Annotated in this window: 19 protein-coding genes and 1 pseudogene; 14 read left to right on the plus strand and 6 right to left on the minus strand. The window is 41.7% G+C overall.

From position 1 onward, the window contains the following. The first annotated feature begins 194 nt into the window (after positions 1-194). The gene (locus A374_RS19425) at positions 195-1745 is read left to right on the plus strand and encodes a S8 family serine peptidase (protein WP_007200414.1); all 1551 of its coding nucleotides are present in this window, start codon (positions 195-197) and stop codon (positions 1743-1745) included. Between the two features lie 410 nt (positions 1746-2155). After that, on the plus strand, positions 2156-3631 hold the full coding sequence (locus A374_RS01575) for a C40 family peptidase (RefSeq protein WP_007200415.1): 1476 nt from the start codon (positions 2156-2158) through the stop codon (positions 3629-3631). A gap of 46 nt (positions 3632-3677) precedes the next feature. On the opposite strand, the gene A374_RS01580 is transcribed toward A374_RS01575, so the two are convergent. Both A374_RS01580 and secA2 read right to left on the minus strand, forming a co-directional pair. Next, positions 3678-4553: an accessory Sec system S-layer assembly protein gene (locus tag A374_RS01580; RefSeq protein WP_007200416.1), complete on the minus strand. Its 876-nt coding sequence runs from the start codon at positions 4551-4553 to the stop codon at positions 3678-3680. Then, positions 4553-6931 (minus strand): accessory Sec system translocase SecA2, encoded by a 2379-nt coding sequence (gene secA2 / locus A374_RS01585; RefSeq protein ID WP_007200417.1) that lies wholly within the window; start codon positions 6929-6931, stop codon positions 4553-4555. The genes A374_RS01580 and secA2 overlap by 1 nt, the downstream gene beginning before the upstream one ends. Positions 6932-7424: 493 nt before the next feature. On the opposite strand from secA2, the gene wecB reads away from it, so the two are divergent. Next, positions 7425-8570, plus strand: a complete 1146-nt coding sequence (gene wecB, locus A374_RS01590) for a non-hydrolyzing UDP-N-acetylglucosamine 2-epimerase (protein WP_007200418.1) — start codon at positions 7425-7427, stop codon at positions 8568-8570. Positions 8571-8612: 42 nt separating this feature from the next. Here the strand turns inward: wecB and A374_RS01595 are convergent, their stop codons facing one another. Together A374_RS01595 and A374_RS01600 are read right to left on the minus strand one after the other, a co-directional pair. Continuing rightward, positions 8613-9656: a glycosyltransferase family 4 protein gene (locus A374_RS01595; RefSeq protein ID WP_007200419.1), complete on the minus strand. Its 1044-nt coding sequence runs from the start codon at positions 9654-9656 to the stop codon at positions 8613-8615. Positions 9657-9845: 189 nt separating this feature from the next. Further along, positions 9846-10595: a WecB/TagA/CpsF family glycosyltransferase gene (locus A374_RS01600; RefSeq protein WP_007200420.1), complete on the minus strand. Its 750-nt coding sequence runs from the start codon at positions 10593-10595 to the stop codon at positions 9846-9848. A 410-nt stretch (positions 10596-11005) separates the two neighbouring features. Here A374_RS01600 and tagD point away from each other — a divergent pair, with 410 nt between their 5' ends. The 5 genes and pseudogenes from tagD to tagH form a co-directional block, all read left to right on the plus strand. Beyond that, positions 11006-11404: a glycerol-3-phosphate cytidylyltransferase gene (tagD, locus tag A374_RS01605; RefSeq protein WP_007200421.1), complete on the plus strand. Its 399-nt coding sequence runs from the start codon at positions 11006-11008 to the stop codon at positions 11402-11404. Continuing rightward, positions 11397-12578, plus strand: coding sequence for a CDP-glycerol--poly(glycerophosphate) glycerophosphotransferase (locus A374_RS01610; protein WP_007200422.1), 1182 nt, complete (start codon positions 11397-11399; stop codon positions 12576-12578). Before tagD ends, A374_RS01610 begins: the two co-directional genes overlap by 8 nt. A gap of 2 nt (positions 12579-12580) precedes the next feature. Beyond that, positions 12581-14854, plus strand: a complete 2274-nt coding sequence (locus tag A374_RS01615) for a CDP-glycerol glycerophosphotransferase family protein (protein ID WP_007200423.1) — start codon at positions 12581-12583, stop codon at positions 14852-14854. Positions 14855-14886: 32 nt separating this feature from the next. Beyond that, on the plus strand, positions 14887-15702 hold the full coding sequence (locus A374_RS01620; RefSeq protein ID WP_007200424.1) for an ABC transporter permease: 816 nt from the start codon (positions 14887-14889) through the stop codon (positions 15700-15702). A gap of 15 nt (positions 15703-15717) precedes the next feature. After that, positions 15718-16506: pseudogene (tagH, locus tag A374_RS01625) on the plus strand (teichoic acids export ABC transporter ATP-binding subunit TagH); the annotation flags it as partial. A 975-nt stretch (positions 16507-17481) separates the two neighbouring features. Here the strand turns inward: tagH and A374_RS01635 are convergent. Beyond that, positions 17482-18144, minus strand: coding sequence for an FHA domain-containing protein (locus A374_RS01635; protein ID WP_007200428.1), 663 nt, complete (start codon positions 18142-18144; stop codon positions 17482-17484). Between the two features lie 119 nt (positions 18145-18263). Between A374_RS01635 and bla the strand changes: the two genes are divergently transcribed. Together bla and A374_RS01645 are read left to right on the plus strand one after the other, a co-directional pair. After that, positions 18264-19070, plus strand: a complete 807-nt coding sequence (bla, locus tag A374_RS01640) for a subclass B1 metallo-beta-lactamase (protein WP_007200429.1) — start codon at positions 18264-18266, stop codon at positions 19068-19070. 149 nt (positions 19071-19219) lie between these two features. Continuing rightward, a complete protein-coding gene (locus A374_RS01645) occupies positions 19220-19738 on the plus strand; it encodes an SRPBCC family protein (protein WP_040340243.1) in 519 nt (172 codons plus the stop codon). A gap of 43 nt (positions 19739-19781) precedes the next feature. Here A374_RS01645 and A374_RS01650 read toward each other — a convergent pair whose 3' ends face one another. Continuing rightward, the gene (locus A374_RS01650) at positions 19782-20840 is read right to left on the minus strand and encodes an LCP family protein (protein ID WP_007200431.1); all 1059 of its coding nucleotides are present in this window, start codon (positions 20838-20840) and stop codon (positions 19782-19784) included. Positions 20841-21183: 343 nt separating this feature from the next. On the opposite strand from A374_RS01650, the gene A374_RS01655 reads away from it, so the two are divergent. The 4 genes from A374_RS01655 to A374_RS01670 all read left to right on the plus strand — a co-directional run bounded on the left by A374_RS01655 (position 21184) and on the right by A374_RS01670 (position 26293). After that, positions 21184-22419, plus strand: a complete 1236-nt coding sequence (locus tag A374_RS01655; protein WP_007200432.1) for a glycosyltransferase — start codon at positions 21184-21186, stop codon at positions 22417-22419. Continuing rightward, a complete protein-coding gene (locus A374_RS01660) occupies positions 22409-23734 on the plus strand; it encodes a flippase (RefSeq protein WP_007200433.1) in 1326 nt (441 codons plus the stop codon). The genes A374_RS01655 and A374_RS01660 overlap by 11 nt, the downstream gene beginning before the upstream one ends. A 184-nt stretch (positions 23735-23918) precedes the next feature. Next, positions 23919-24953: a Gfo/Idh/MocA family protein gene (locus A374_RS01665; protein ID WP_040340258.1), complete on the plus strand. Its 1035-nt coding sequence runs from the start codon at positions 23919-23921 to the stop codon at positions 24951-24953. After that, complete coding sequence (locus A374_RS01670) at positions 24953-26293, plus strand: nucleotide sugar dehydrogenase (RefSeq protein WP_007200435.1); 1341 nt, start codon at positions 24953-24955, stop codon at positions 26291-26293. The genes A374_RS01665 and A374_RS01670 overlap by 1 nt, the downstream gene beginning before the upstream one ends. Positions 26294-26299: the final 6 nt, after the last annotated feature.

Consider the following 26299-nt stretch of genomic DNA (forward strand, 5'->3'; position numbering starts at 1 on the left):
TTGTTAATGATGTCTAACAATTGGGGTGCAGTTCAGCTGTCTGGTCTTTTTTTTTGCATAAAATCCCTCTATTTTATCATACGTGACAACTTTATAGCGTACTAGCGGTAGTTGTTTCCATGTGTTAAAGGAGGGTAACATTTCTTTCAATAATTGGCATGCTATAAGCAGTAAGAATGAAATGGAGTGAAAAAATGAAACAGTGGCAAATCAGCGTGCTTTGTATAACACTTATTTTTCTAGCGATAAGCATAGAGGAACCGGCTGTTACCGTGAAGGCGAGCAACATAAATCTTGACATCATTCATCACCGCGAGATCATTCTAAAACTAAAAGAAGGACATTCTTTGCCGTTTCATATCTATGGAGTGGTAGGAATTGAAAAGAGAGGTATAGGAACGACTGCCGTTCAAATTGTGCGCGTACCGCGCGCAGCATCTTATCAGCATGTGCTTAGCGCGTTGCGCAAACACCCTATGGTTACCTATGCACAGCCGAATTACTATACAACAGCTAGCGCGCTTCATCCTAATGATGCGCTATACAGCAAGCAGTGGGCATTGCGAAAAATAAACTGGTCAAGAGCTGTAGCAACTTCTGTGCCAGCAAAGCCTGTCATCATTGCTGTTCTTGATTCTGGTGTGAATCCTAATCACCCTGATTTAAAGGGAAAAGTATTACGAGGGGCTGACTTTGTTGATGAATGTAATCATGCGTACGATCACTATGGGCATGGTACCGCGGTTGCTGGCGTCATAGCGGCCAGTAGTCATAATGGAATAGGGGTTAGTGGTATGAATGATCATGTGCGCATTTTACCGGTGCGAATCGGCCCAAAAAATAAATTTACGGCTGTAAACGTAGCAGCTGGTATTACCTATGCTGTCGATCATGGTGCGAAAATTATTAATATGAGCTTTGGAGGAGAACCGCCCAATCAGATCGAACGGGATGCAATTCAGTATGCCAATCGAAAAGGGGTTATTTTAATTGCTGCCGGTGGTAATTTATTTCCGAAAGGCGTTATGTATCCAGCCGCCTATAAAGAAGTGATTAGTGTGGGAGCGACACGGGAAGACGACGGCATTGCCCATTTTTCTTCCCGAGGCAAACAGTTAGATCTCACAGCCCCCGGTGTGCATATTACGACAACGAATCGGCGTGGCACGTATAGCGAGAATTTGTCAGGCACGTCTTTTTCGGCACCATTAACAGCAGGGCTTGCTTCTTTAATCGTCATGAAGCAGCCGACGTTAACACCAGGCGAGGTGGAGTACATCATGGAGAAGGCTGCCTACATACCACCGATGTTTAAAGAAAAGGCAAAGCGCTCTTCTATTTATGGTTATGGTCGCATTGATGTGAACCGAGCGCTGCACACCTCCGTTCCTGCTTTTGAACGAGATTCGCCTCAAGAAACTGTTTCTGCGAAAGTACGTAAACTGCCTGTGGTTGTGCAGGATCAATTTGACTTACCCTTTGATGTAGACACTTTTGCCGTAAAAGTGAGCCGAGAACAGCGTGTGACGATTGACGTATCTCCTGTGACAGGTATGGATCCTGTCATTGAAACGTTTGATGTAGGAGCTCATTCACAGCGCATGTACGTAACGCGAAGCGATGCAGTCGGTATGAGTCGTGGTGAGCACTTTAGTGTGACTTGGAAACCAGGCATCCACTATATTTCACTCACTGAAGCAAATAATCATTGGTCAACAACACCATACACACTTTCTGTGAAATAATACCTAGTCCCATTTTGTGAGTAACATAAAATGGGGCTTTTTTTGTTGAGAAATCAACTTCTTTTGCTTGTTCGCTATAGCGTGACAGAGAATGTCATTTCTGTGCAATATGACCCATTTTTTGTAAGGTCAAGAGGAACAGTGTGAGCACCTGTCGAATCGTAAGGAAGAACGAAATCATAAAGGACAATTTTCGCATACATAATTTTTTAGATAGCTACAACGAGCTATCCTCTATTTCCACTACCATCACCGTCCTATTGACCGCAACGTACGTACCTCTATGCAACTCTTCACAAGGTTCATAACCACATCAATCTTTAGAAAGCCTATTCATTGTAGTATGTAATGCCGATAGTATAATGACAGTCTATTTTAGTGGGGTAATCGTGTAAGGGAGGAATGGAATAGTGAAAACAAAAACAACTGTTAAAACGGTTGTGCTCTCCTCAGCATGTGTAGGGGCGATCTTTATGTTGCCAACTAAAGGGGATGCAGCGCTTGGTGATCAAGAACTAGCGTTTGGTATGAAAAATGGTGATGTGAAAAAATTGCAAGAAATGCTCGTGAAAAAAGGGTATTTGCAAAGGACTTCGATAACGGGATACTATGGCTCTTTAACGAAAGAGGCTGTAAAAAAGTTTCAGCATCGTGCCCACCTTCATGAAGATGGAATTGTTGGCAAACAAACGTTAAAAAAACTTTTGTTGCAAAAACCCGCTCAGCAACAGGCTCAAAAGGTCGTTGCTAAGAAAAAAACAAGCGGGATCAGCACGCTTTCCCAAGGTATGCAAGGACCTGAAGTGGTTCGATTGCAGCGGAAATTAAAAGAGTTGTCTTTTTTTCGCCATTCTGAAATTACGGGGTATTATGGAAGAATTACAGCAGGGGCTGTAAAGGAATTTCAGCGTTCCAAAGGATTAGCGCAAACAGGAGTTGCTGATCAGTCTATGCTAAAAAGCCTGTATGCTACGTCTGTCAAAGTAAGGCCAGGGCCTGTGAAGCCGCAAAAGCCAACCTCTGTAACGTCAGGTTTGAAGATGAACGATCGTGGCGAACGCGTTCGCACGCTGCAAGTAGGCTTAAAAGCACTAGGCTACTATTCGTATACGTTAGATGGAATTTTTGGGACGATCACAAAAACGGGCGTCTCTACGTTCCAACAGCGTTATCATCTGCCTGTTACTGGTGTTGCTGATGACAAAACGATGGCTAAGCTAAAAAGCGTAGTCGCCGACAAAAGAACGCCTCCACCGCCTGCAAAAGGGAACGAGCTGCGCTTACATGCGCGTGGAGCGAAAGTAGAAACCTTGCAGTCTCAATTAAAAGTAATGGGCTATTATCCATATGCCATTGATGGGGTTTTTGGAGCCCAAACAGAAGCAGGGGTAAAAGCCTTCCAAAAACGCTATGGTATTTTTCAAACAGGTGTAGTGGATGTCCGCACACATACAACATTAGTAACAGAGGCGAAGAAAAAGGGACGTCAGCAACCGCCGCCACAAAAGCCACCTACTACGGGTGCTTTTAATCCTATTATTCTTGTTGCTGATGCTGTGCCATTATTAGGCACACCTTATACGTGGGGAGGAAACTCTGCATCTGAAGGCTTCGATTGTAGTGGATTTCTTGTGTATTTATTTAAAAAGCAAAACATCCAATTGCCGCGAACCGTCTCTTCTATTTGGAGCGTCGGTAAAGCCGTAAGTAGACCAAAAGTTGGCGACATAGTCTTTTTTGAAACGTATAAAAAGGGTCCGTCACATGCTGGTATTTATGTGGGCAATAACCGGATGGTGCATAGCGGCTCACGCGGAGTTGAATATAGTGACATTACGATTTCTTATTGGAAACAACGCTATTTAGGCGCAAAACAGCTTTATTAAATGAAAGAAAAAAACGAACAGAGCGTTCGTTTTTTTCTTTGGGCATTTAGGTTAGTTGCGGTGGATAGGCTTTCCATACAGATAAGTCAGGGGTGTTCGTCTCAAGCAATGAAGCAGGAAAATGGAACGTCCAGGGCTTACTCGTATTAGCACGAACGGTAAAGTCATCAAGTGTAAAAGTACCTTGAGCAATAATCGATCCACTCGCATCCTCTATACAGAGCGGCAGTCGTTCAACAGCGATATCTTTCTCGCTGCCATTACGAATTAATAGCATAATCGCTAAGGCGCCATCGTCTTGTTGCTGCGCTTCTATACCCATAAAGTTAACCTCACCTGCTGAAAGGGGCGGTAAGCTTGTTACGATATTTTGCAAGCGTACTTTTTCTTCAGGTTGGAGAGTAGTTTCCCAGCTGTCGTGAAGAGAAAGTTCATGCACTGCTGGTGTTTTTTGTTTCCATTCAAACGCTAGACTCCATGACGTGTGCATAGGAAAGGAGTCCACCAATAAGTCTTCTTCGCTAAATAAGAAAATCCATGGCATGCATGCTAGTGGTGGTAAGTGTCCCATCGTCTCAAGATCAAACGTTTTACGAGCAAAGGCAGCTCCTGTTTCGTCGAGTAGCAGCAGTGTGATTTCTTCAAAGTGAATGTTGCGTTCTACTGTGCTGCGAATAAAGGCATTCACCATATAACTGCCTTCTTCACTAACAACGTCTATTTTCGAAATGGAGATTTGATTCGGCTGCAATGGTGGAAGTTGTGTGTGGTGATAGCGATACACATACTTTTCTTGCAGCGAAAGATCCCAATCATGATGAAAATGCAGGGTCGTCTCTGGAACAGTGCGCTTTTCTACTTGAGGTGTCGTTGTTTCGTTTGAAGGAGGTGTGTCTTTTTTCTTTTTAAAATAGGATAGCATTAGTGATCTTCCCTTCGTTCATTGGTGCTATACATTACAACAAGAGCAAATTGAAGTGTGATTTCTTCCTGCCATTGTGCATTCATTTGTAAAAAGGCTTCGTAAGCGTCTTTTTCAAAAAGACGATAAGGATCTTCTTGAGCGTAACTCTTTAAATGCATGCCTTCTTTTAAGAGATTCATCGTTTCTAAGTGTTTTAACCAACTCGCATCAAGGGAACGTAACATAAAGCCTCGGATGTCTTGCTCCGCGTCTTCGTTGTTGTCATTAGCCATTTGTTGAATGCGCGCTGCACGTGTTTCAAGGAAAGAAGTGACAATCGTCATCATTTCTTCGTGATCGCGTTCTACGAAGTCTTCAAGTGTGAGCGTTTGTTCAGGGAAGATAGTTTGAAGTTGCTGCACTAAGTGAGCTAATGGCCATTCTTCCATTTCTAGCTCAGGCGAGCAGACTGCTGCCACTGTGCGCACTACATGGTCTTGGATGCAGTTCGTAATAAATGGATAGATAGAGCCTCCCTCTAATAGCTTGGAACGCAAGGCGTAAACAATTTTACGATGCTGATCAGACACGTTATCTACTTTTACTAAATGTTCTCGAGCGCTATAATAAATGCCTTCTACCGCACGTTGAACTTTATTAATAAATTTAAGCGGATCAGGCTTCGTTACTTCACCGTCTTGATTGATACTTGCTTTTTTTGTCCACTTTTGAATATCTTCTTTTTCGAGCTTCGAAAACAGCTCATCTTGTAGCGATAAAATAAAGCGAGAAGAACCAGGATCCCCTTGACGACCTGCACGCCCGCGTAGTTGAAGGTCAATGCGCTGACTTTCGTGACGCTCCGTGCCGATAATATGCAAGCCGCCTAGCTCGGACACTCCTTCGCCAAGCAGGATATCTGTTCCTCGACCAGCCATATTAGTAGCGATCATAATGGCATCTTTTTGCCCAGCCATGGCAATAATGCGCGCTTCTTGTTCTTCGCTTTTTGCATTTAAGACGAGATAGGGTAGCTGTGCTTGCTCTAAATGAGTGGCAAGTTCCTCTGATTGCTCAATGGAAGTCGTTCCGATGAGAATCGGTCGCCCAGTAGCATGCACGTTTACAATATCAGCGATAATGGCCTTGTATTTCGCCTCTAACGAATCGTAAATCACATCCGGAAAATCAACGCGTTGTCTTGGACGATTCGTTGGAATTTCCTCGACGTGTAAGTGATACGTAGTAAAGAATTCTTGTTGTTCCGTTGAAGCAGTACCTGTCATTCCTGCAAGCTTCGTATACAAACGAAAATAATTTTGAATCGTAATCGTTGCTTGCGTTTCGTTTTCCTCTTTGATTTCAAGCTGTTCCTTTGCTTCAATGGCTTGTTGAAGGCCGTCGCTATAGCTACGACCTTCCATAATGCGGCCGGTAAAAGAATCGACTAGCGCTACTTCACCATTGCGGACAATATAATCAACATCTCGCTTCATCACAACATGGGCGCGTAACGACTGCAAAATAAAGTGATAGAGCAACTGATGCTCAGCATCAAATAAATTATGAATACCAAAGGCGCGCTCCACAGCATTAATGCCAGCTTCTGTTAAAAAGAGCTGTTTCGAATCAAGTACATATTCATAGTCTTGCTTTTCTTTAAATGAAGAAACAATATGATTGGTAATGTAGAAAAGGTCCGCAGAAAGCTGTGATTTATTGGCGATAATTAAAGGTGTACGTGCTTCGTCAATTAAAATAGAGTCAATTTCATCAATAATGGCATACGAAAGCGGACGTTGCACTTTTTGAGAAGCGTGAAGAATCATATGATCGCGTAAATAATCGAACCCAAATTCATTTCCTGTTCCGTATGTAATGTCAGCGAGGTAGGCAGCTTGTTTTTCCTCATTAGAAAGCTGTGCTGTATTTAATCCGACTGTTAGCCCAAGAAATTGATGGATTTTGCCGATCGTTTCATAATCTCGTCGTGCTAAATATTCATTAACAGTAATGACGTGAACGCCGCGGCCGCTCAGTGCATTTAAATAGCTTGGTAGTGAGGCAACGAGTGTTTTGCCTTCACCCGTTTGCATTTCGGCAATTCGACCTTCGTGAAGAACAAGCCCTCCTAGTAGTTGAACATCATAGTGGCGTTGGCCTGTTACGCGCTTGCTTGCTTCTCTTACGACAGCAAAAGCTTCAATCTTTATGTCTTCTAATGTAGCTCCCGTTGAAAGGCGATTCTTAAAGTCAATTGTTTTCTGCTGTAGCTTCTCATCGGATAATGACGACATCGTTTGCTCCAAGGCATTGATTGCCTGAAGTTGCTTCGTAAACTTACGCATTGCCGTAGAAGATACACTTTCTGATACTTTTTTCATAATTCCTAACATGATAATTTGCTCCCTTTTTCACTTGCGGAATGGATACTAATCCTATCATATAAAACTATTGTATGGTTGTCTATTCCATTTAGATAAAATATTGGCATATTTTTTCTAGTGAATAGATAAACAATGAATCTTTTTCACTAGTAAATCGCATGAAAACAAGTCTATCCATCGTATGAATTTCCTGTGGTTATTGGTGAATGTAGGGAATTGTCTAGTGTATCAGTGAACGAGTTTCTACTATTATATAGGGAGGTTGTTGGCGATGGTGATCAAGGTCAAACAAAAAGACTACCTTCATATAGTGGTAGCCTTCTCGTTAGGGGTTATTTAGGGTTAGGTGGTGGTACACTATAGTTACCCGGTACTAGCTCTTTCTAAACATGCATTTTACAAAAAAATATCATCGTGTATTTGACGATAAAAAAAATTCACGGTAGCATAACTATGGACAGGTTACATAATCGTATTTTCTGGAGATGAGGTAGAAACAAAAATGAAAAAGCTTAAAGTAATGACGGTATTCGGCACGAGACCAGAAGCGGTAAAAATGGCTCCGCTCGTTTTGGAATTGCAAAAATATCAAGAGATTGAAACAATTGTGGCAGTTACAGCCCAACATCGTCAAATGTTAGATATTATTTTGGAGACGTTTGCGATTGAGCCACAGTATGATTTGAACATTATGCAAAAGCAACAAACGCTAAGTGCCATTACGATGAAGGCGATGGAAGGGCTTGAAGATATTCTGAAAAAAGAGAAGCCGGATCTTGTGCTCGTTCATGGAGATACAACGACGACGTTTGCAGCGAGTTTAGCGGCTTTTTACCAACAAGTAGCAGTCGGTCATGTGGAGGCGGGATTGCGTACGTGGAATAAATACTCTCCTTATCCAGAAGAAATGAATCGACAACTTACCGGTGTGTTAGCTGATTTACACTTTGCGCCAACTTCGCTTTCTGTCCAAAACTTAGTACAAGAAGGAAAGCAAACGGAAAGTGTTTATGTGACAGGAAATACAGCCATCGATGCCCTTACGACAACGATCGATCAAACGTATACACATGAAGTGCTAGAGCGGCTTGGTGGAGATCGTCTTATTTTAGTAACCGCACACCGCAGAGAAAATTTAGGAGAACCGATGCGCAATATGTTCCGAGCGATTAAACGACTCGTTCAAGAAAATGAGGATGTTCAAGTGATTTATCCTGTTCATTTGAACCCGGTTGTTCAAGACTTGGCAGCAGAAGTTCTTGGTGATGATCCACGCATCCACCTCATTGATCCGTTAGCGCTCGTAGATTTTCATAATTTTCTAGCGCGTGCCTACCTAATTTTAACTGATAGTGGCGGTGTACAAGAAGAAGCACCATCATTAGGTGTACCTGTACTCGTCCTTCGTGATAACACAGAGCGACCAGAAGGAATTCGTGCGGGAACGCTCCGCCTTGCAGGTACGGATGAAGAGAATATTTATCGGATTACGCAGGAATTATTAAGCAATGAAGAAGCATACAAAGCGATGGCACAAGCGGCAAACCCATACGGAGATGGGCAAGCGTCACGACGCATTGTTGAAGCAATTCTCTATCATTTTGGCTATCGTACTGACCGACCAGATTCTTTCCAAACAGAAGAATAGACTGAAAAAAATGACCGTATGGATATTCCATGCGGTCATTCATTATTTTTGATAGCGCCGGAGCGCATTTAAGACGGGCTTATACTGCCGACCGAGCAATCCAACTTTCTCAACAACAAGTTCGATGGCTAAGGTAAGAAGAGCGAGTATGAAAAGTCCTCCCCATAGCGTGGACGCGGAGAATAGTATGGCGGCTATTCCGAATACGGCACTCATCGCATAAATGAGTAACACCGTTTGGCGATGTGAAAAGCCAAGTCGTAATAAACAATGATGCAAATGAGATTTATCAGGTGCTGATAAAGGCTTTTTATTTAATAACCGCCGAATGATGGCAAAAATCGTATCTGAAATCGGAACCCCTAGTATAATGACGGGAACGACGAGTGAAAAGAGTGTTACGTTTTTAAAGCCAAGCAATGAAAGGACAGAGATAATATAGCCTAAAAAGAGTGAGCCGGTATCTCCCATGAAAATTTGTGCTGGGTGAAAGTTGAATAGTAAAAAAGCAAGCGTAGAAATGAGTACAATGCTAGCTATACTCATGACAAATACATTTCCCATGACGAATGCCATGACGGTAATCGTTACTAACACAATGGATGACACACCAGCAGCTAACCCATCTAAGCCATCAATTAAATTAATTGCGTTCGTGATAGCTAAAATCCATAGGATCGTCAAGGGAATACTGAGCCAGCCAAGCTCCAAACGACCATTAAACGGGAGATTAATGAAATGTACTTGAATATCTCCAAATAAAACGATGGCAGAGGCGGCTGCGAGCTGTCCGGCTAGCTTAAGCTTTGGCGATAGCTCATACATATCATCAAGTAATCCGGTCATAATAATGAGCACAGCACCGAGTATAATAGGAACAGTCGCTGTTGAATGCGGTCCCATGAAATATAGACCGATTAGGAAACTAATGAAAATGGCTAAGCCACCCGCGCGAGGCATACTTTTTTCATGAACCTTTCGCTTTGCAGGTTGATCGACTGCGCCGATCGAAAATGCTATTTTTTTTACAATTGGTGTAAGTAAGAGGGTTGCTAAGAAGCAAATCCCTAATGTGATATAAAGCATAAGACACCTCAACAGTTTTAATACAACAGAATCATATAGAAGTCGTTTCATTCGTTGTATTCTTGTAGGTAGCATTTCAAGAAGAGGGTGGAATCTTTAGGATGATACGTAATGAAAAGAATTATCCACGCGCCCTGAAATGAATTATTGGAAATAAAAAGCCTCGTGACGGTGAAGTCACGAGGAGCTTTACGAACGAGCGGGCGCTTTCCCTGCTCGACTCATTTTTACTTGTAGTACTTTAAGCGCAAAGTGTGGAAGGACGAGTTGGCGTCTCCAACGAGAAGGTTCTTTCATAAGACGATAAAACCATTCAAGATTAAGCTTTTGCCAAAATTCAGGAGCGCGTTGTACTTCCCCAGCAAGCCCGTCAAACGTACCGCCTACGCCAATAAATATGCCATGTTGGAAAGCGTCTTTATTTTGGCTGATCCAGGCTTCCTGACGACCGAGGCCTAAAGCGACGAGAATAATGTCTGGGTTTACGTGCTGAATCGTTTCGACAATTCCTTCATCATTTAAATCAAAAAAACCATGATGATAACCAGCGATGCGCACGTTCGGATAATCTTCAGCAATGGTTGCAGCTGCTTTTTTTACAACATGATCTTTACCACCAAGCAAGTAAACGGAATACTGCTTTTCATGGGCAAGCTGTAATAAACGAAGTGTCATGTCATAACCAGTCACGCGTTCTGGTAAAGCTGTGCCAAGCAGTCCAGCACCTTTAACGATACCAATCCCATCAGCGGTTACATAATCTGCTTGCTGTATAATGGCTTTGTACGCTTGATCTTTGCGTGCTCTCATGACGACTTCGGGATTCGCTGTCACAACAAAGGCTTTGGATTTCTCTTCTAAATGCGTGCTAAGCGTATCGATAAATTGATTAAACGTTGTATTATAAAAATCGATTCCAAGTATATTTACTGTATTCATCCTATCAACTCCGCTTCCTTCGCTTTAGTGGAATACCAATGTAAGTTGTTCAGTACATCGGTGTCTATGACGGAAGAAATAAATGTAATTATGTGTTAAGACCTTGTAAAAACAATTCAAAGATTATATTATAAATATTGACGTTCCAGCATGGAGCATCTTTTACTTTTACAAACTAGTATATCATGAAAAAAGATGGTTTGTAAAAATATATATGTTGTCAATTTCTAGCGCAAATGGATATTGGCAAAAATTTTTGTGAGATGATGTTAATAAAAAAACAGCATCTTTCGAAAACTTTAAAATAGCATATGACAAATTACGACGTTTTTCACTAAATGGTTGTCTGCTGTTAAGAAAGTGGTAAATCGGGTACTAACCCCTTTAGTATAATGAAGGAGAGGATTGTAATGAAAAAAGTATTAACGTACGGCACGTTCGATTTGCTTCATTGGGGCCACATTAATTTGTTACGAAGAGCAAAGGAGCTTGGCGACCATTTAACAGTTGGTCTTTCTGCGGATGAGTTTAATGCCATTAAAAATAAAAAATCATACCATAGCTTTGATAACCGCAAAATGATCTTAGAATCCATTCGATATGTTGATGAAGTAATTGCTGAAAAAACATGGGATCAAAAAGTGAAAGATGTCGTTGATAACAATATTGACATTTTCGTCATGGGTGACGATTGGGAAGGTAAATTTGATTTTCTAAAAGAATATTGTGAAGTTGTTTATTTACCACGTACAGTAGGTATTTCAACTTCTCAAATTAAAAAAGACTTATTTTCTGTTAAAAATGGTTAAAGAACTAGCTGTCTGGTTGTATCTCTTTTATTTTAACCTTCAATTCACCTTTTTTAAAAGCTTCGGCGTAAAAAAGGACAAGATCGTATTCCTTGTTTCCTTTGGAGACAATGCGCGATTTGTGTATGAAGCGTTAAGTAAGGTGCAACCAGACAGCACTATTATTTTTCTGGCCGAAAAAAAAGCACAAGCTACCTTACAAGGTATGACGAAGCAACCGAAAATCATTCGCTTTAATGCATCGTTGATTAGTTTATGTAAGGCAGCGTACCATTTAGCGACGAGTAAAAAAGTAGTGGTTGATAATTATTTTGCCATTTTATCTAGCATAACTTTTCAGAAAGATGTGGAATGTATACAGCTTTGGCATGCCGCAGGTGCTGTGAAAACGTTTGGTCTTAAGGACGCGTCTGTCGCCTTACGGAGCAAACGTGCGCATCAGCGGTTTTTAAATGTATACCGTAACTTCCATAAAGTCGTTGTGGGCTCTGAGGCAATGGCAGCTGTTTTTTCAGAGGCGTTCGGGTTACCTCAAGAGCGCTTTTTAAAAACAGGCGTTCCGAGAACGGATCTTTTTTTTAATGAGCCCCACATGAAAGCAATTAAACAAGCGTTATATAAAGAAAACCCACTTCTTCAGCAAAAGAAAGTGATTTTATATGCGCCTACATACCGCGATGACCAATTAGAGAGCTTTCAACTTGCCTTAGATTTAGACTTGCTCCAAAAAGAGCTAGGTGAGGAGTATGTGATGCTCATTCGTTGTCATCCTGTGTTACAAAGTGCGTTAGATCTTGAAGCGCGTTATCCGGGCTTTGCGTTTGATTATTCATTAAAACCAGACGTGAATGAACTATTACTCGTTACAGATCTACTTATTTCTGATTATTCGTCCATTCCGTACGAATTTTCATTATTAAACAAGCCAATGTTATTTTTTCCTTATGATTTAGGGGAATATAGTAAAACGAGAGGGTTATGGGATCAGTATCCCAACTTAGTGCCTGGGCCCATCGTTACATCGACAAATGAAATGATCACTGTTATAAAAGAAGAAGCCTATAACATGACACACATTATGAAGTTCTCCCAAAAATGGAATGAGTATCATCATGGGAAATCGAGTCAACGGCTCGCACAATATATTCTTGAAACAGAAAGAGTGAGACATTAGAGATGCAAGCGGAACCGAACGTACAGATTCAGGATGGGTATGCTCCGACAAAGCGGAGAAAATGTATCTTTCATAGCATGCAATGTACACAACATGAGATGAACTTGAAATATTTGTTAAAGTATAACGAGCAATTTCATGAACCATTAACCGGACACCTTCTCTTTACAGAACGTGCTTCTGGCCGGGAATGGGAAATTCCATTTACCATTTTAGAATACAACGATCAATATTATATCCTTGAATCAACGTTACCTTTATCAGAAGCAGGCAAAGGACTCGTTTGGGACGTTTATCTCATCATTAAAGCTGATGATGAAACGAACAATGACGACGATGATGACGATAGCGATGAAGGGGAATCCGCTGAGGATGAAGCGAGCGATGAGCAGGATGAGAATGAAGCCGATCAAGAGCCGGATGAAACGGATGAAGATACAGGGCTTTTAGAGAAAAAATATCGCATGCGTACGAAGCATCAATATTTAGAACTTGGTGCGGTGAAAGACCCAGAAAGTGGCCGCATTATTACGCCTTATACGACGAATAAAGGCAATCTTTCCTTTAAAATTCATGAAAGCGGTCCGGTCGTTAAGGTGGAGGACGTTTCCATGGACAAGCGCGGTAACATTGTTCTTAATGGTTTCTTCTTTTCACCATTTGAACGTGAAAATACTGTACTTGAAAAAAGCATCGTATTAATTGGCCCAGAAGGAACAGAAGAGCAGACACTTCCTTTTGAAGTAACGATGCGTGAAGACTTATTGCCTTATTATCAAAAGTCTCAACCGTTTCGTGCCCATGGCTTTACGGTTTCTTTCGGTAAAGATGTGTTAGGTCAATTAGAATCTACGCAACCGCAAACGTATCGTTTGTATTTCAAATGGGAAGATGAAGATACCCCGGGACCGGATGAAGGCGACTTAATGATGCCGCTCCAATTAATTTCGTTTAAGAAGCAAGTGAACAAGCACAGCATCTTAAATGCAAATGGCAAAAAGAAAGTTACGTTAACGAGTCGTAAGAAAACAAAATCATTGGTCATTAAATCAGCGCCGTACAGCTTTATCGCCGATAAAAAAGCGCAAGTGAAGCGAACGTTAATGAAGATTAAGCGCAGTAAGCGAACGAAAAATCTTTATAAAAAGATCTTTTTCCTAGCCGGTTTCTTACCAGCAAAGAAAAAACTCGTAATGTTTGAAAGCTTTTTAGGAAAACAGTATAGCTGTAACCCGCGTGCAATCTACGAATATTTAAAAGAAAACCGTCCAGATCTTAAGCTTGTCTGGAGCGTAGATGGCCGGAGCGTGAAGAAGTTTGAAGAAGCAGGGATACCTTATTCACGTCGCTTCTCCATTTCGTGGCTGTTTAACATGGCACGTGCTGGTTATTGGGTAACGAATAGCCGGATGCCGTTATGGATTCCAAAAGCAAAACATACGATCTATTTCCAAACATGGCACGGCACGCCGTTAAAACGCTTAGCAGCTGATATGGATCAGGTGCACATGCCAGGAACGAATACCCAGAAATATAAAAAGAACTTCCATAAAGAAGCAAGCAAGTGGGATTACTTAATCTCGCCGAATGCGTATTCGACGGAAATATTCCAACGTGCCTTTAACTTTCATAAAGAAGTGGTAGAAGTAGGATATCCACGTAATGATGTGCTCTATACGAAAAATAATGAAGCAGACATTACGGCATTAAAACAAAAATTAAAGCTTCCAGCTGATAAAAAAATTATACTTTATGCACCAACGTGGCGCGATGATCAATTCTACGGAAAAGGTCGTTATAAATTTGAATTAGAACTTGATTTGCATCGATTAAAGGATAAATTCGGTGAAGATTATGTTATAGTATTAAGGATGCATTACCTTGTGGCTGAGAACTTTGATTTGTCTCCATATGAAGGTTTCGCGTATGACTTTTCATTCCATGGAGATATTAACGAGCTGTACCTCGTTTCTGATGTGATGATTACCGACTATTCTTCTGTGTTCTTTGATTACGCTAACTTAAAGCGTCCGATGATTTTCTTTGTTTATGACATTGAATCGTATCGTGATAAGCTGCGTGGTTTCTACTTTGACTTTGAAAAAGTAGCACCAGGTCCGCTCGTTAAGACAACAGATGAAGTCATTCAAGCCATTGAGAAGTTTGAGTCAGACGGTTTTGCCATCCACTCGGAAATCTTTGATAGCTTTTATGAACGTTTTTGCTATTTGGAAAATGGACAATCCTCCCAGAAAGCCGTTCAAAAAGTATTTTAGACGACCAATCTCTTTGGGAGAGGATTACAAACATGATTTCAGCGTTTAAAGTAATACAAGAACAAATAAACAGCTTTTACTTAATGTTACGTCTATCCATGTATGAGCTAAAAATAAAAAATAATAACAATTACCTAGGAATGCTATGGGAAATACTAAACCCAGCCATCCAGATTTCTGTTTATTGGATGGTTTTCGGGTTTGGTATCCGAAAAAACCATGGCATTGATGGTGTTCCGTTTTTACAATGGCTTGTCGCGGGAATTGTCATTTGGTTTTTCCTAAGCCCGGCAGTCTTGCAAGGCTCTAAATCCATCTATACACGCATTAAAATTATTTCTAAAATGAATTTTCCGATGAGTGTCATTCCAAGCTATGTGATGTATTCTATTCTTTATCCAAACTTGGTTTTACTCGGCATCATTATGGTAATTTTTCAATTTACCGATCACGGGCGAATTTCGCTTTACTATTTACAGCTTCCGTATTTTATACTGGCAGCTTTAGCACTCGTTTTTTCGCTTTCTCTTATTACCTCAACATTGTCAACGATCGTAAGAGACGTGCAAATGTTTTTACAGGCTGTAATGCGCATGTTGTTTTATGTGACACCGATTCTTTGGGTACCAAAAGGAAACATGCCAACGTTTATTACAGTGATCATTGAAGCGAATCCATTTCGCTACATTGTTGAAGGTTTCCGTGACGCACTATTAAGTCGTGCATGGTTTTTCGAATATAGTCATTTAAGCGGTTTGCTTTACTTCTGGGGCTTGGTTCTCGTATTATTCTTAATCGGGTCTGCACTTCATGTGAAGCTGCGCAACCGTTTTGTCGACTTTTTATGATGTGGAGAGATACAAATGAGTAAATCTGTCATAGTAAAAGACGTAACGAAAAAATTTAAGATGTATAAGAAATCTTCAGAAAAACTTCTGGATATTTTACTGCCAAAAGGCTATGGCGAAGATTTCTATGCGCTTCAAAATGTAAGCTTTGAAGCGGAACAAGGCGACGTTATTGGCATCGTAGGGGTTAATGGTTCAGGTAAATCTACGCTATCCAATTTAATCTCAGGCATCATTCCACCAAGCTCTGGAACCATTGATTTAAAAGGCGATGTGTCGCTTATTGCCATTGCATCAGGTTTGAAAAATGAGCTTACAGGGCGCGAGAACATTGAGTTAAAATGTTTAATGCTTGGCTTTTCAAAACAAGAAATTCAAAAGCTAGAGCCAGAGATTATTGAATTTGCTGATGTTGGTAAGTTTATTGATCAACCAGTGAAAAAATATTCTAGCGGTATGAAATCTCGTCTTGGCTTTGCGATTTCTGTTTCCGTTGATCCCGATATTCTTGTAATCGATGAGGCCTTGTCGGTGGGTGACCAAACGTTTGCTGACAAATGTTTGGATAAGATGAATGAGTTTAAAGAACGTGGCAAAACCATTTTCTTTATTAGTCACTCGATGGGCCAAGTGAAAAAGTTCTGTGAAAAAATTCTCTGGTTAGAGTATGGTGAAGTTCGTGACTATGGACCATTAAAAGAAGTTTTGCCACGCTACCAAGAATTTTTAAAAGAGTACAAAGCAATGTCAAAAGAAGAGCAGAAAAAGTTTAAGAAACAAGTTCAATTAAAGCAAGCAGGGAAAGCTCCCTCTAAACAAGAAAAGCTGCCCACTGCAAAATAAAAAAATGGCTTGAACATCAGTTTTGATGATCAAGCCATTTTTTTTATGTCGCTCGTATAGCAGATAAGAATGCATCAAAAATTGGAGTAGGATGTGAGCTCTTTTGTGATCCTGCGCAGGAGCCAGTGATTCGCGCGCAGACCAGGTTCGTTCGCGCGCAGGAGCCCTCGATTCGCGCGCAGACCAGGATAAATCGTGCGCAGAGCATGTCCGTTTGCACGCAAGCCCCCGGTTCGCGCGCAACCAAGTCCGTTCGCGCGCAGAAGCCCCCGATTCGCGCTCAGACCAGTTCCGTTCGCGCGCAGGAGCCCTCGATTCGCGCGCAGATCAGCTCTGTTCGCGCGCAGGAGCCCTCGATTCGCGCGCAGATCAGTTCCGTTCGCGCGCAGGAGCCCTCGATTCGCGCGCAGATCAGCTCTGTTCGCGCGCAGGAGCCCTCGATTCGCGCGCAGGAGCCTCCAACAACGTATGTAAGGATGAAAAATAAAGCAAATGGAGATATAATCTCGTAAATGAGCTCAAAAATGAGAAGAAATAGCGTAAAATCTCTTTAATGATTGCAAAAAGAGTAAAGTGTACAAGAGATTTCAGTTCGCGCGCAGACCAGGTCCGTTTGCGCGCAAGCCCTCGATTCGCGCGCAGACCAGCTCTGTTCGCGCGCAGAAGCCCTCAATTCGCGCGCAGAAGCCCCCGATTTGCGCACAGATCAGTTCCGTTCGCGCGCAGTACCCCCTCGATCCACGCGCAGATCAGTTCCGTTTGCGCACAGGCCCCTCGGTCCCGCACAAACCAGGCCAATTCCGGCACAAGCCCCCGATTCGCGCGCAGACCAAGTCCGTTCGCACGCTCAAGCCCCCGGTTCGCGCGCAACCAAGTCCATTCCCCCACACGCGCCACAAAACAGAGAAATTGTGCCCCAAGTCCTTTAGTACTGTTTTACGAAAGGGAAACAGGTTGAAGAAGATAGCCTTTGCGCCCAATCGATGTAATTTGTAAATGAGGGAGGAGTTTTTTTCGAAGTCGATATAGTAAGGCATTGAGCTCTTCAGAACCAACATCCGGAAGGACCTCAGGTGAGTGAATCCGTTCACTCCAAACATGTGCTTTCAACTGTTCTTTACTCACAAAGTGCTCGTAAGAAGAATAAAGAAGTTTGAAGCATTGAAATTCTTTACTGGAGAGAGGAATCCATTGATTGTTAATAGCAACTCTTTCAATCAGTTCATCAACGGTAATAGACATAGAAGAAGATTCAGCAATCGGTGTAAAGGTAAGCGTCGCATCGGCATCCATCTCTGCGATTTCAATTGAAATGCGGTCATAAGCAAGTGTTAGAACATCACCGAGCCGCAATTCAATCTCAACGCCAGGGCTTATGCGTTCTCCATTAATAAACGTTCCGTGTAGGCTGTTGAGATCTTTTACATATATTCGTCCTTCTAGATAGGTGAGCATGCAATGCGTGCGTGAAACATAGGGCGATGACAAGATAATGTCAGGAGTAGAATCTACGGACGAACGCCCCACAATGATTTTTTCTTTTAAAGGTACATAGCGTTTCTGCTGTGTTTCATCTTGTATAACTAGGGTATAGTTCATAGGAAGTCACCATTTTTGTCAGAATATAGTGTTAATTATCATTCTTTTGTTAGCGAGTGTTCATTGAGTGCGAATTTTGTCCATGCTACACTTTTTCCATCGACGAAAGGAGAGATTTCATGAAACACTCTAAGTGGCTTCAGCTTACTGCAGCGGTTGCGATTTCAGCAATTACTGTCTCAGTCAATGCCAATATTTCAACAGCGCATAAGTTAAAAGCAGAAGTTAATCACACGAAAAGTTTAGCAGAAAAGGTGATTTCTAACAAGGATGGCTCTCTTATTATAAAAAAGATTCGTCCTCACGTTTGGATGCACATTTCTACTGGAACGTTTAATGGCCAACGTGTTTCTGCTAATGGATTGATCGTTGAGCACAGCAATAAGCTTTTGCTGATTGATTCTACGTGGACAGAGCAAGAAACAAAAGACCTTCTTGATCTCACAAAAAAATATTTGCACAAAGAAGTGAAAGAAGCCATTATTACGCATAGTCACCAAGATAAAATCGGTGGGGTGAAAACGTTAGAGAAAAATGGTGTTCACGTATATAGCACGAAGCTTACCGCAGAACTAGCCAAGAAAAATAACCATCCACAACCAAAATATCGTTTGCAGGATTCTGTTACGCATTTTAATTTAGATGGTGTGAAAGTGGAAACTTACTATGCAGGACAAGGACATACAGCAGATAACATCGTTGTCTACCTCCAAAAAGAAAAATTATTGTATGGTGGCTGTTTAATTAAAGGTAAAGAATTTCATGATCTCGGCAACATAGAAGATGCAAATGTGAAGGAATGGCCAACGACCGTTAAGGCTGTAAAGAAGCGCTATCCTAGTATTGATACGCTCGTTCCCGGCCATGGAGCGATTGGTAAAGGACAGGGCTTGCTCCAACATACATTAGATTTATTACAAAAATAACGTCCTACATGAGCGTGCATTGAATACAAACCAACCAAAGGAAACGAGCGAAGTGATGGCACGACGCTTGTTTCTTTTTGTGTAGAAGAAGGAATTAGGCTGTAACAGATGGAAAGATTACAGTGAGAAATGAGTAGGTTAAAGGAGGAATGACAGTGGAAGTTCGCTCAGAAGGAAACGTCCTCGTTATTGAACGTAGCTTTCCAGCCTCAGTTTCAGCTGTATTTGAGGCGTTTAGTGAATCTGAGAAGCTAGAGAGCTGGTGGGGACCAAAAGGCTGGAGAACAGAAAATAAAGCGTTTTCATTTCGTGAAGGTGGTATGTGGCATTATTGCATGACATGTATTGATCCGGCCCAAGGGGATTTTTTCAATCAAACGTCATGGGGAAAAGCTGTTTATAAGAAAATTACAGCGAATGAACGCATTGTATATCGTGATGCTTTTTCAGATGAAGAGGGCAACGTTTTACTTGATATGCCGGAAATTGAAATCACGATGACGTTCACACCTCAAAAGGAAGGTACCCTAGTCATTACGCGCTCGCAATTCGACTCTAAAGAGGAGCTTGCTCAAGTGATGGCTATGGGCATTACGGAAGGTGTAGCTTCGCAATACAGTCGCTTGGAAGAGTTTCTACTTCAACATTCATCCTCACAGAAAGCATAAGAAAAAGGCCCCGTTTATGAAAGCGGGCCTTTTTTGTGTGTGACTATTGATTGTTTGTGTTTCCAGCAGACGTACCATTGTTGTTTGTGCTTCCATTGTTGTTCGTGTTGCTGGTCTGATTATTAGTATCATTACCTTTATAACCTAGCTCTTGCTTTAACTCATTGGATACTTTTTCAACTGATTGAGGCTTAAGCTTATAGTAGTAAATGTTATTAATACGAGTATCATCACCTTCTAAACGCAAAGACTCAATGTTTTCAATGGACTTAGCATATTTTAAAAGAGCGATCATGTTGCCAAAGCTAAAGTTGGTTGTTAAGTTATCGCCAACATTTTCAATTAATTTTCCGTATTTAGGAACGGATTTTAATTGTGTAGATTCTTTAATAATCGCTTCAATAATTTGTTTTTGACGATCACCGCGATCTACATCAGAATCCGCATGACGGGTACGAGCATAAGCGAGTGCTTGTTCAGCATTTAAACGTTGTTGACCAGGCTCAAGCTTAATAGCTCCTGCATGGTCTTTACTATCTTGCTCAACAATTTTCTTTTTCACGTTCACATCTACGCCACCAAGCGTATCAACGATTTGTAAAAAGGCATCAAAGTTCAAGCGCACATAGTAGTCGACAGGTACGTTTAAAAGGTTTTCCACAGTACCTACCGTAAGATTAATCCCACCGAAGGCATGCGCATGTGTAATCTTATCTTGACCGTGACCTTCGATATCGACGTAAGAGTCACGAGGGATACTTAACATCTTTACTTCCTTTTTATCGCGGTTAAATGTTGCGAGAATGAGGGCGTCAGTACGGTTACCAACAAAGCCTTTCGCGCCTTTACGGTGTTGACTGTCATCAATACCAGCAATTAATACAGAGAAATTATCTTTACTCGGATCTACACCTGCATTACGTAGATCAGATTTATCGCCACGCTTTAACGTTTCGGTTGCTTTATTAGAAGCATTCACGAGCTTGTACGTTAAATAACCTCCATAACCTAAGGCTAGCAGTGCAATAATCATGATAGGAAAAGCGATAAAGCGAAAACGCCTTTTTTTCTTTTTCTTCTTACGAACTTCTTGACGATCCATTGATAAAGCTCCTTTTCTTCTCATATATGTCGATAGGTAATCATTTTACTTTTTCTTTTAGTATCCATTCCTTGTGTCGAAAAAACTCGACTGATAGAGCGTAAATTTATGGAAGCATACAAATAAGATACCTGTAATTTAATAATAATTCAATAAAAAATAAGGAAAGAAATATTACATTTTAATGAAGAAAATGTAATGTGTAAAGACTTTCCAAACTTTTTTTACAAAATTACCATAAAAAAGAGAAGAAACCTTCATTTTTGGAAATTATAGTGATAGATAAGAAGTGCCTTTTGTCAAAATATGTCGTCCTTAAAAAAAGGTGGTGAACTCCGAAGCGATGAAGAAACGTCAACAGCTCGTCCTGCTTACAAACCGCTTTCCTTATTTCCCGGGTGAACAATTTCTTGAAACTGAATTATTATACAGTTCCATGGCTTTTTCGAAGGTTGAACTTGTTCCTGTTCACACCGGTGAGCAGCAACGCGATGTTCCCGACCATGTTTCGCTAAAGCTATGTGACCAAGCGAGGTGGCGCTCTCTTCTTACCCATGATCGCCAATCATTGTCGTGGCTTGCTGAAGAAATGAGGCAAGCCAGTCGTTTTGGGATAAAAGGATGGCTAGAAATGGTGAACTGGATGCGCCATGCGCTTCGCATTTCCACGTTTCTTGAAAAACAGTGGTTGCAGTCGCCATCCTGGGATCTTCATAACACTGTTTTCTATTCGTATTGGCTCAGTCCGGCAGCGCTGGCTTTAGCGCTTTTAAAGGAAAAGAACAAAGCGCTTGTTGCCATCGCAAGAGCGCATAGTGGTGACTTGTATGAGCAGCAGCGCCCGCTTCCGTACTTACCTTTTCAACGAAAAATCGTAGGGATGCTCGATGAGGTTCATTGTATTTCTAGGGATGGTCAACTGTATTTACAAGAGCGCTATCCTGAAAGTGCAGACCGCGTTGCCGTTCATCGCTTAGGTACACAAGATCCACGTTTCATAAATCCAAGCAATCCTCATCCTTCTTTTCATATAGTTTCTTGTTCTTATTTTAAAGCAGTGAAACGGCTTCCCTTGCTTGTAGAAGCGCTTAAAGAAATGAAAGGTTCTATTCAATGGACGCATATCGGTGGGGGAGAAGGCTTTACAGAATGGGCACAAGAAGTAAAACGCTTGCTTCCATCCACGATAACAGCTCACTTTACTGGACCACTTTCACAAGCAGCGCTGTTCGCCTACTATCAAACGACCCCGATCGATGTGTTTCTTAATGTGAGTGAACGCGAAGGAATACCTGTCACGATGATGGAGGCAATGAGCGTAGGAATCCCTGTGATTGCTACGAATGCAGGTGGAGTAAGTGAAATCGTCGATGGACAGTGTGGTGTGTTATTGCCAGTTGATGTGAGCCCGACCAATATAGCACAAGCTCTTATGAAGTTTAAAGAACAATCGAAAACAAATCAGGAGATGTACCGACAAGCGGCGCGCCGAAAATGGGAAACAGTCTATAACGCGGCCCGAAATTATACACAATTTTATGAGAGCTTGGCGCACAGGAGGGGCAGTAATGGCAATTGACGGGCAACAATTTGTGAAAAATAGTATGTTAACCTTTTTTCGCCAAGGCATTAACATTGTTTTTGGCTTTGTGCTATTAATTGTGTTAGCGCGCTTACTTGGGCCAACCGGACAAGGAAGCTACGCGCTGATTACGCTTTTGCCAACGCTGCTCTTAACATTTTTAACACTAGGAATGAATACGTCTAGCATTTATTTCATCAGTAAAGGTGAGGTAGCGCTGCAAACCGTTTATATTAACAATTTAATTATCGGCTTGTTTTTAAGTTTGTTGAGTATCGGAGTAGGTATCTTTTTTGTTATTTTCTTCTCTGATTTATTCTTTACTGCTACCCCCCATGTCCTTTTATTTCTTTGTTTAGGAGCGTTACCTTTTTTATTTTTGCGTGAGTTTTTGCAAACCATCTTTCAAGGCTTGCAAGATTTTAAAGTGTTTAATACGGCAATTGTTTTGAATCAAGGTGCCACTGTTATCTTTTGTAGTGTGTTTCTTTGGATGTGTCACCTCGGTTTATTAGGTGCTATTCTTGCCTTTATGATTGGTACGATCCTTCCTGTTGGTTATATGCTCGTCCTTTTAAATAAAAAACATCATCTGCGCTTTTCATGGCGTGGTTTTTCTAAAGATTATTTTCGTAAAGCAATCGCTTATGGAATGAAAACACATATTAGTAACTTTGCTAGTTTTTTAAATTATCGCCTCGTGCTTTTTCTCATTGGTTTTTTTATGTTTGATGCTGCTGTCGGTATTTATGTGGCGGCAATGAATATTGGAGAGCGGCTGGCGATATTTGCTTCTTCTGTTTCAAATGTGCTCTATCCGAAAATTGCTTCCATTGCCAGTGAAGAGGAGCGCAATCGCTTAACGTCTCTCGTATCACGGACGATCTTAGCCGGTACGGTCCTCGTTGCCTGTATTGGAATGCTGTTAGCGAATGAGCTCATTCCGGCTTTGTTTGGAAGTCGTTATGAGGAAAGTGCGACGCTCCTTGTCCTTTTATTTCCTGGCATTGCTTTACTATCTGTTGAGAAAATCCTCTCTAATGACCTTGCGGGTCGTGGAAAGCCAGAGCTGAATATGTATGTATCGCTTTGGAATGTCGTTTTTAATCTTGGATTAAATACGGTACTTATTCCTCGTTTTGGTTTAAAAGGAGCGGCGTTAGCTGCAACCATCACGTACAGCTTTAGCTTTATGGTCAAAGTGTATGTGTATAGAACGGTAACGAGAGAACCGTTTCATCGTTTTTTACTCCTTCAAAAACAAGACTTTAAGCGCTATCGAACGTTTATAGAAAGCCGACTGAAGGCTTGACTCAACATATTTTCCTGTTGCAATTGAATATATATAAGCATCCGTAGGCTTTCGTGCTTTCTTTTTGTTTTGTAAAGTTGCCTTTATAAAGTCTTAAGAGATCCTTAACGGAGCAAACAGGTGGCCTGCTATACAATAAAAGTAACGGCTTCCTCATTTTTCAAAGTGGAAAGGGTGAATGATCATGCTGAACTTTGCAATTGTAGGATGTGGCCATATTGCCAAAAAACATGCACAGGCCATTCGGCAAACAAAAGGGGCTGCCCTCGTCGCAGTTTGTGATCCGGTTGTTCACACGATGAAAGAGTATGACGAAAAAGATGGTGCCGTTATGTACGAGACGATGTCAACGCTCCTACAAGATCAAAAAGTAGAAGCGGTAATCATTTGTACGCCGAGCGGCTTGCATGCAGATTTGGCGATTGAAGCAGCCTGTGCTTCTAAGCACGTGATCGTTGAAAAGCCATTAGCGTTAACAACAGCCGCTAGCAGCCGGGTTATTGCTGCCTGTGAAAAACATGGTGTGAAATTAGCTGTTGTTCATCCGAACCGCTGTCGTCCTGGTGTTCAAAAGCTAAAAGAAGTGCTTGATCATCATGATATTGGTTCTGTAAGTCATGTGAATGCGACGCTGCGTTGGAATCGGACCCAAGCCTATTTTGATCAAGCCGCGTGGCGAGGAACAGCGGCACTGGATGGTGGCGTTTTAATGAATCAAGCCATTCATAATATTGATCTATTGCTCTGGCTAATGGGTGACGTGGAAGAAGTGTACTGTATGAAGGAAACACGTGTGCGCAACATTGAGGAGGAAGATGTTTGCGTAGGAACGTTGCGGTTTCGAAGTGGAGCGCTCGGGATGATTGAGGCGGCCACCACAATCTATCCCGAAAATCTTGAAGAATCCATTAGTTTTTTTGCTGAAAGGGCCTGTATTAAACTTGGCGGGAAACAGGCTGTTCATATCGAGCATTGGAAAGTGCATGGTATGTCACCTGTAGAATCCGCTTTGTTAAAAGCACAGATTGCTAGTGATCCGTTTGGTAAGCAAGGACATTGTGTCATTATTGAAGATTTCGTGCAAGCGGTGAATGAAGATCGAGCGCCAATGGTGAGTGGTCACGAAGGGCAGCGCGCCTTAGCTGTTGTTGAAGCGATGTACCGCTCCGCGCAGCAAAATCGTCCGATTAAGGTAGCGCCACAGGGGGTTTTTGTGTAATGGATATTGCACAGGTGACAGAGAGCATAACAACCGCAAAGCTCTTAGCAAAAATTCATAATAAAACAGCAAAAATTGGTGTTGTCGGTTTAGGCTATGTCGGGCTACCGCTTGCGATTGAAAAAGCCAAAGCAGGTTATGAAGTCATCGGTTTTGATATTCAAGAACAACGTGTGACGATGTTAAATGAAGGTGTTAATTATATTGGTGATGTGATTGATGAAGAGCTTGCGCAATTGGTGATTAACGGCCAAATCAAAGCAACAACGGATTATTCGCTCATCGCAACCGTTGATTGCGTAGCCATTTGCGTGCCCACGCCGCTCGATCAGTATCGACAGCCAGACACGTCGTATGTAGAAAGCTCGGGACGCGCCATCGCCCATCATTTGCATGAAGGAATGCTCGTCGTTTTAGAAAGCACGACGTATCCTGGCACAACAGCTGAATTGCTGCTGCCGATTCTTGAAACATCTGGTTTGGCGTGCGGAACCGATTTTCATGTGGCCTACTCTCCTGAGCGCGTGGATCCGGGTAATAAACTCTACAATACGAAAAATACACCAAAGGTTGTTGGTGGCATTACACCTGCTTGCACGAACGTCGCTTCGACGTTGTATCGCCATGTGTTAGATGGCGAAGTGTGTGAAGTATCGAGCCCAGCAGTCGCGGAAATGGAGAAAATATTAGAAAATACGTTTCGGAATATAAACATCGCCCTCGCCAATGAAATGGCCATTCTCTGTCATAAGATGGGCATAAACGTCTGGGAAGTGATTGATGCGGCAAAAACAAAACCGTATGGCTTTATGGCGTTTTACCCTGGACCTGGAATAGGTGGACATTGCATTCCCATTGATCCTTTTTACTTAACATGGAAAGCGCGCGCCTATAATCATCATACGCGTTTAATTGAAACGGCTGGTGATATTAATAATGGTATGGCGGATTTTATTGTGCAGCGATGTATGAGCATTTTAAATGATGAAAAAAAAGCATTGCACGGCTCGCGAATTCTTTTACTCGGCGCCGCTTACAAAAAAGACATCGATGATCTACGAGAATCGCCCCTTTTACCGATTCTGCAAAAGCTTCATGACGCAGGAGCGACGTATCATATTGTTGATCCGTATGTGGATAATATTGCATGTAAGTGGGGCAAAGTAAAAACAGAAGAGCTTTCCAAAGAACTGCTTTTGCAAAGTGATTTAGTGTTGTTACTTACGGATCACTCCGCATTTGATTACGAGCTCATTGCTACGTATAGCCCTGTTCTTTTTGATACGAGAAATGCGATGCAAAAGTGGAAGTCGCTTCTAAAAAAGTACGTGTTATTGTAAGCGGAT

Source organism: Fictibacillus macauensis ZFHKF-1 (genome assembly GCF_000269865.1).
Lineage (GTDB): Bacteria > Bacillota > Bacilli > Bacillales > Fictibacillaceae > Fictibacillus_C > Fictibacillus_C macauensis.

Bases quoted from the DNA above. Each gene is read 5' to 3' on its own strand.
- A374_RS01635 (WP_007200428.1), bottom strand. From the start codon at position 18,144: ATGAACTATACCCTAGTTATACAAGATGAAACACAGCAGAAACGCTAT.
- A374_RS19425 (WP_007200414.1), top strand. From the start codon at position 195: ATGAAACAGTGGCAAATCAGCGTGCTTTGTATAACACTTATTTTTCTA.
- A374_RS01645 (WP_040340243.1), top strand. From the start codon at position 19,220: ATGACAGTGGAAGTTCGCTCAGAAGGAAACGTCCTCGTTATTGAACGT.
- A374_RS01580 (WP_007200416.1), bottom strand. From the start codon at position 4,553: ATGCTATCCTATTTTAAAAAGAAAAAAGACACACCTCCTTCAAACGAA.
- A374_RS01595 (WP_007200419.1), bottom strand. From the start codon at position 9,656: ATGCTTTATATCACATTAGGGATTTGCTTCTTAGCAACCCTCTTACTT.
- A374_RS01660 (WP_007200433.1), top strand. From the start codon at position 22,409: ATGGCAATTGACGGGCAACAATTTGTGAAAAATAGTATGTTAACCTTT.
- A374_RS01600 (WP_007200420.1), bottom strand. From the start codon at position 10,595: ATGAATACAGTAAATATACTTGGAATCGATTTTTATAATACAACGTTT.
- A374_RS01655 (WP_007200432.1), top strand. From the start codon at position 21,184: ATGAAGAAACGTCAACAGCTCGTCCTGCTTACAAACCGCTTTCCTTAT.
- secA2 (WP_007200417.1), bottom strand. From the start codon at position 6,931: ATGTTAGGAATTATGAAAAAAGTATCAGAAAGTGTATCTTCTACGGCA.
- A374_RS01650 (WP_007200431.1), bottom strand. From the start codon at position 20,840: ATGGATCGTCAAGAAGTTCGTAAGAAGAAAAAGAAAAAAAGGCGTTTT.
- A374_RS01615 (WP_007200423.1), top strand. From the start codon at position 12,581: ATGCAAGCGGAACCGAACGTACAGATTCAGGATGGGTATGCTCCGACA.
- tagD (WP_007200421.1), top strand. From the start codon at position 11,006: ATGAAAAAAGTATTAACGTACGGCACGTTCGATTTGCTTCATTGGGGC.
- A374_RS01610 (WP_007200422.1), top strand. From the start codon at position 11,397: ATGGTTAAAGAACTAGCTGTCTGGTTGTATCTCTTTTATTTTAACCTT.
- A374_RS01665 (WP_040340258.1), top strand. From the start codon at position 23,919: ATGCTGAACTTTGCAATTGTAGGATGTGGCCATATTGCCAAAAAACAT.
- bla (WP_007200429.1), top strand. From the start codon at position 18,264: ATGAAACACTCTAAGTGGCTTCAGCTTACTGCAGCGGTTGCGATTTCA.
- A374_RS01620 (WP_007200424.1), top strand. From the start codon at position 14,887: ATGATTTCAGCGTTTAAAGTAATACAAGAACAAATAAACAGCTTTTAC.
- wecB (WP_007200418.1), top strand. From the start codon at position 7,425: ATGAAAAAGCTTAAAGTAATGACGGTATTCGGCACGAGACCAGAAGCG.
- A374_RS01670 (WP_007200435.1), top strand. From the start codon at position 24,953: ATGGATATTGCACAGGTGACAGAGAGCATAACAACCGCAAAGCTCTTA.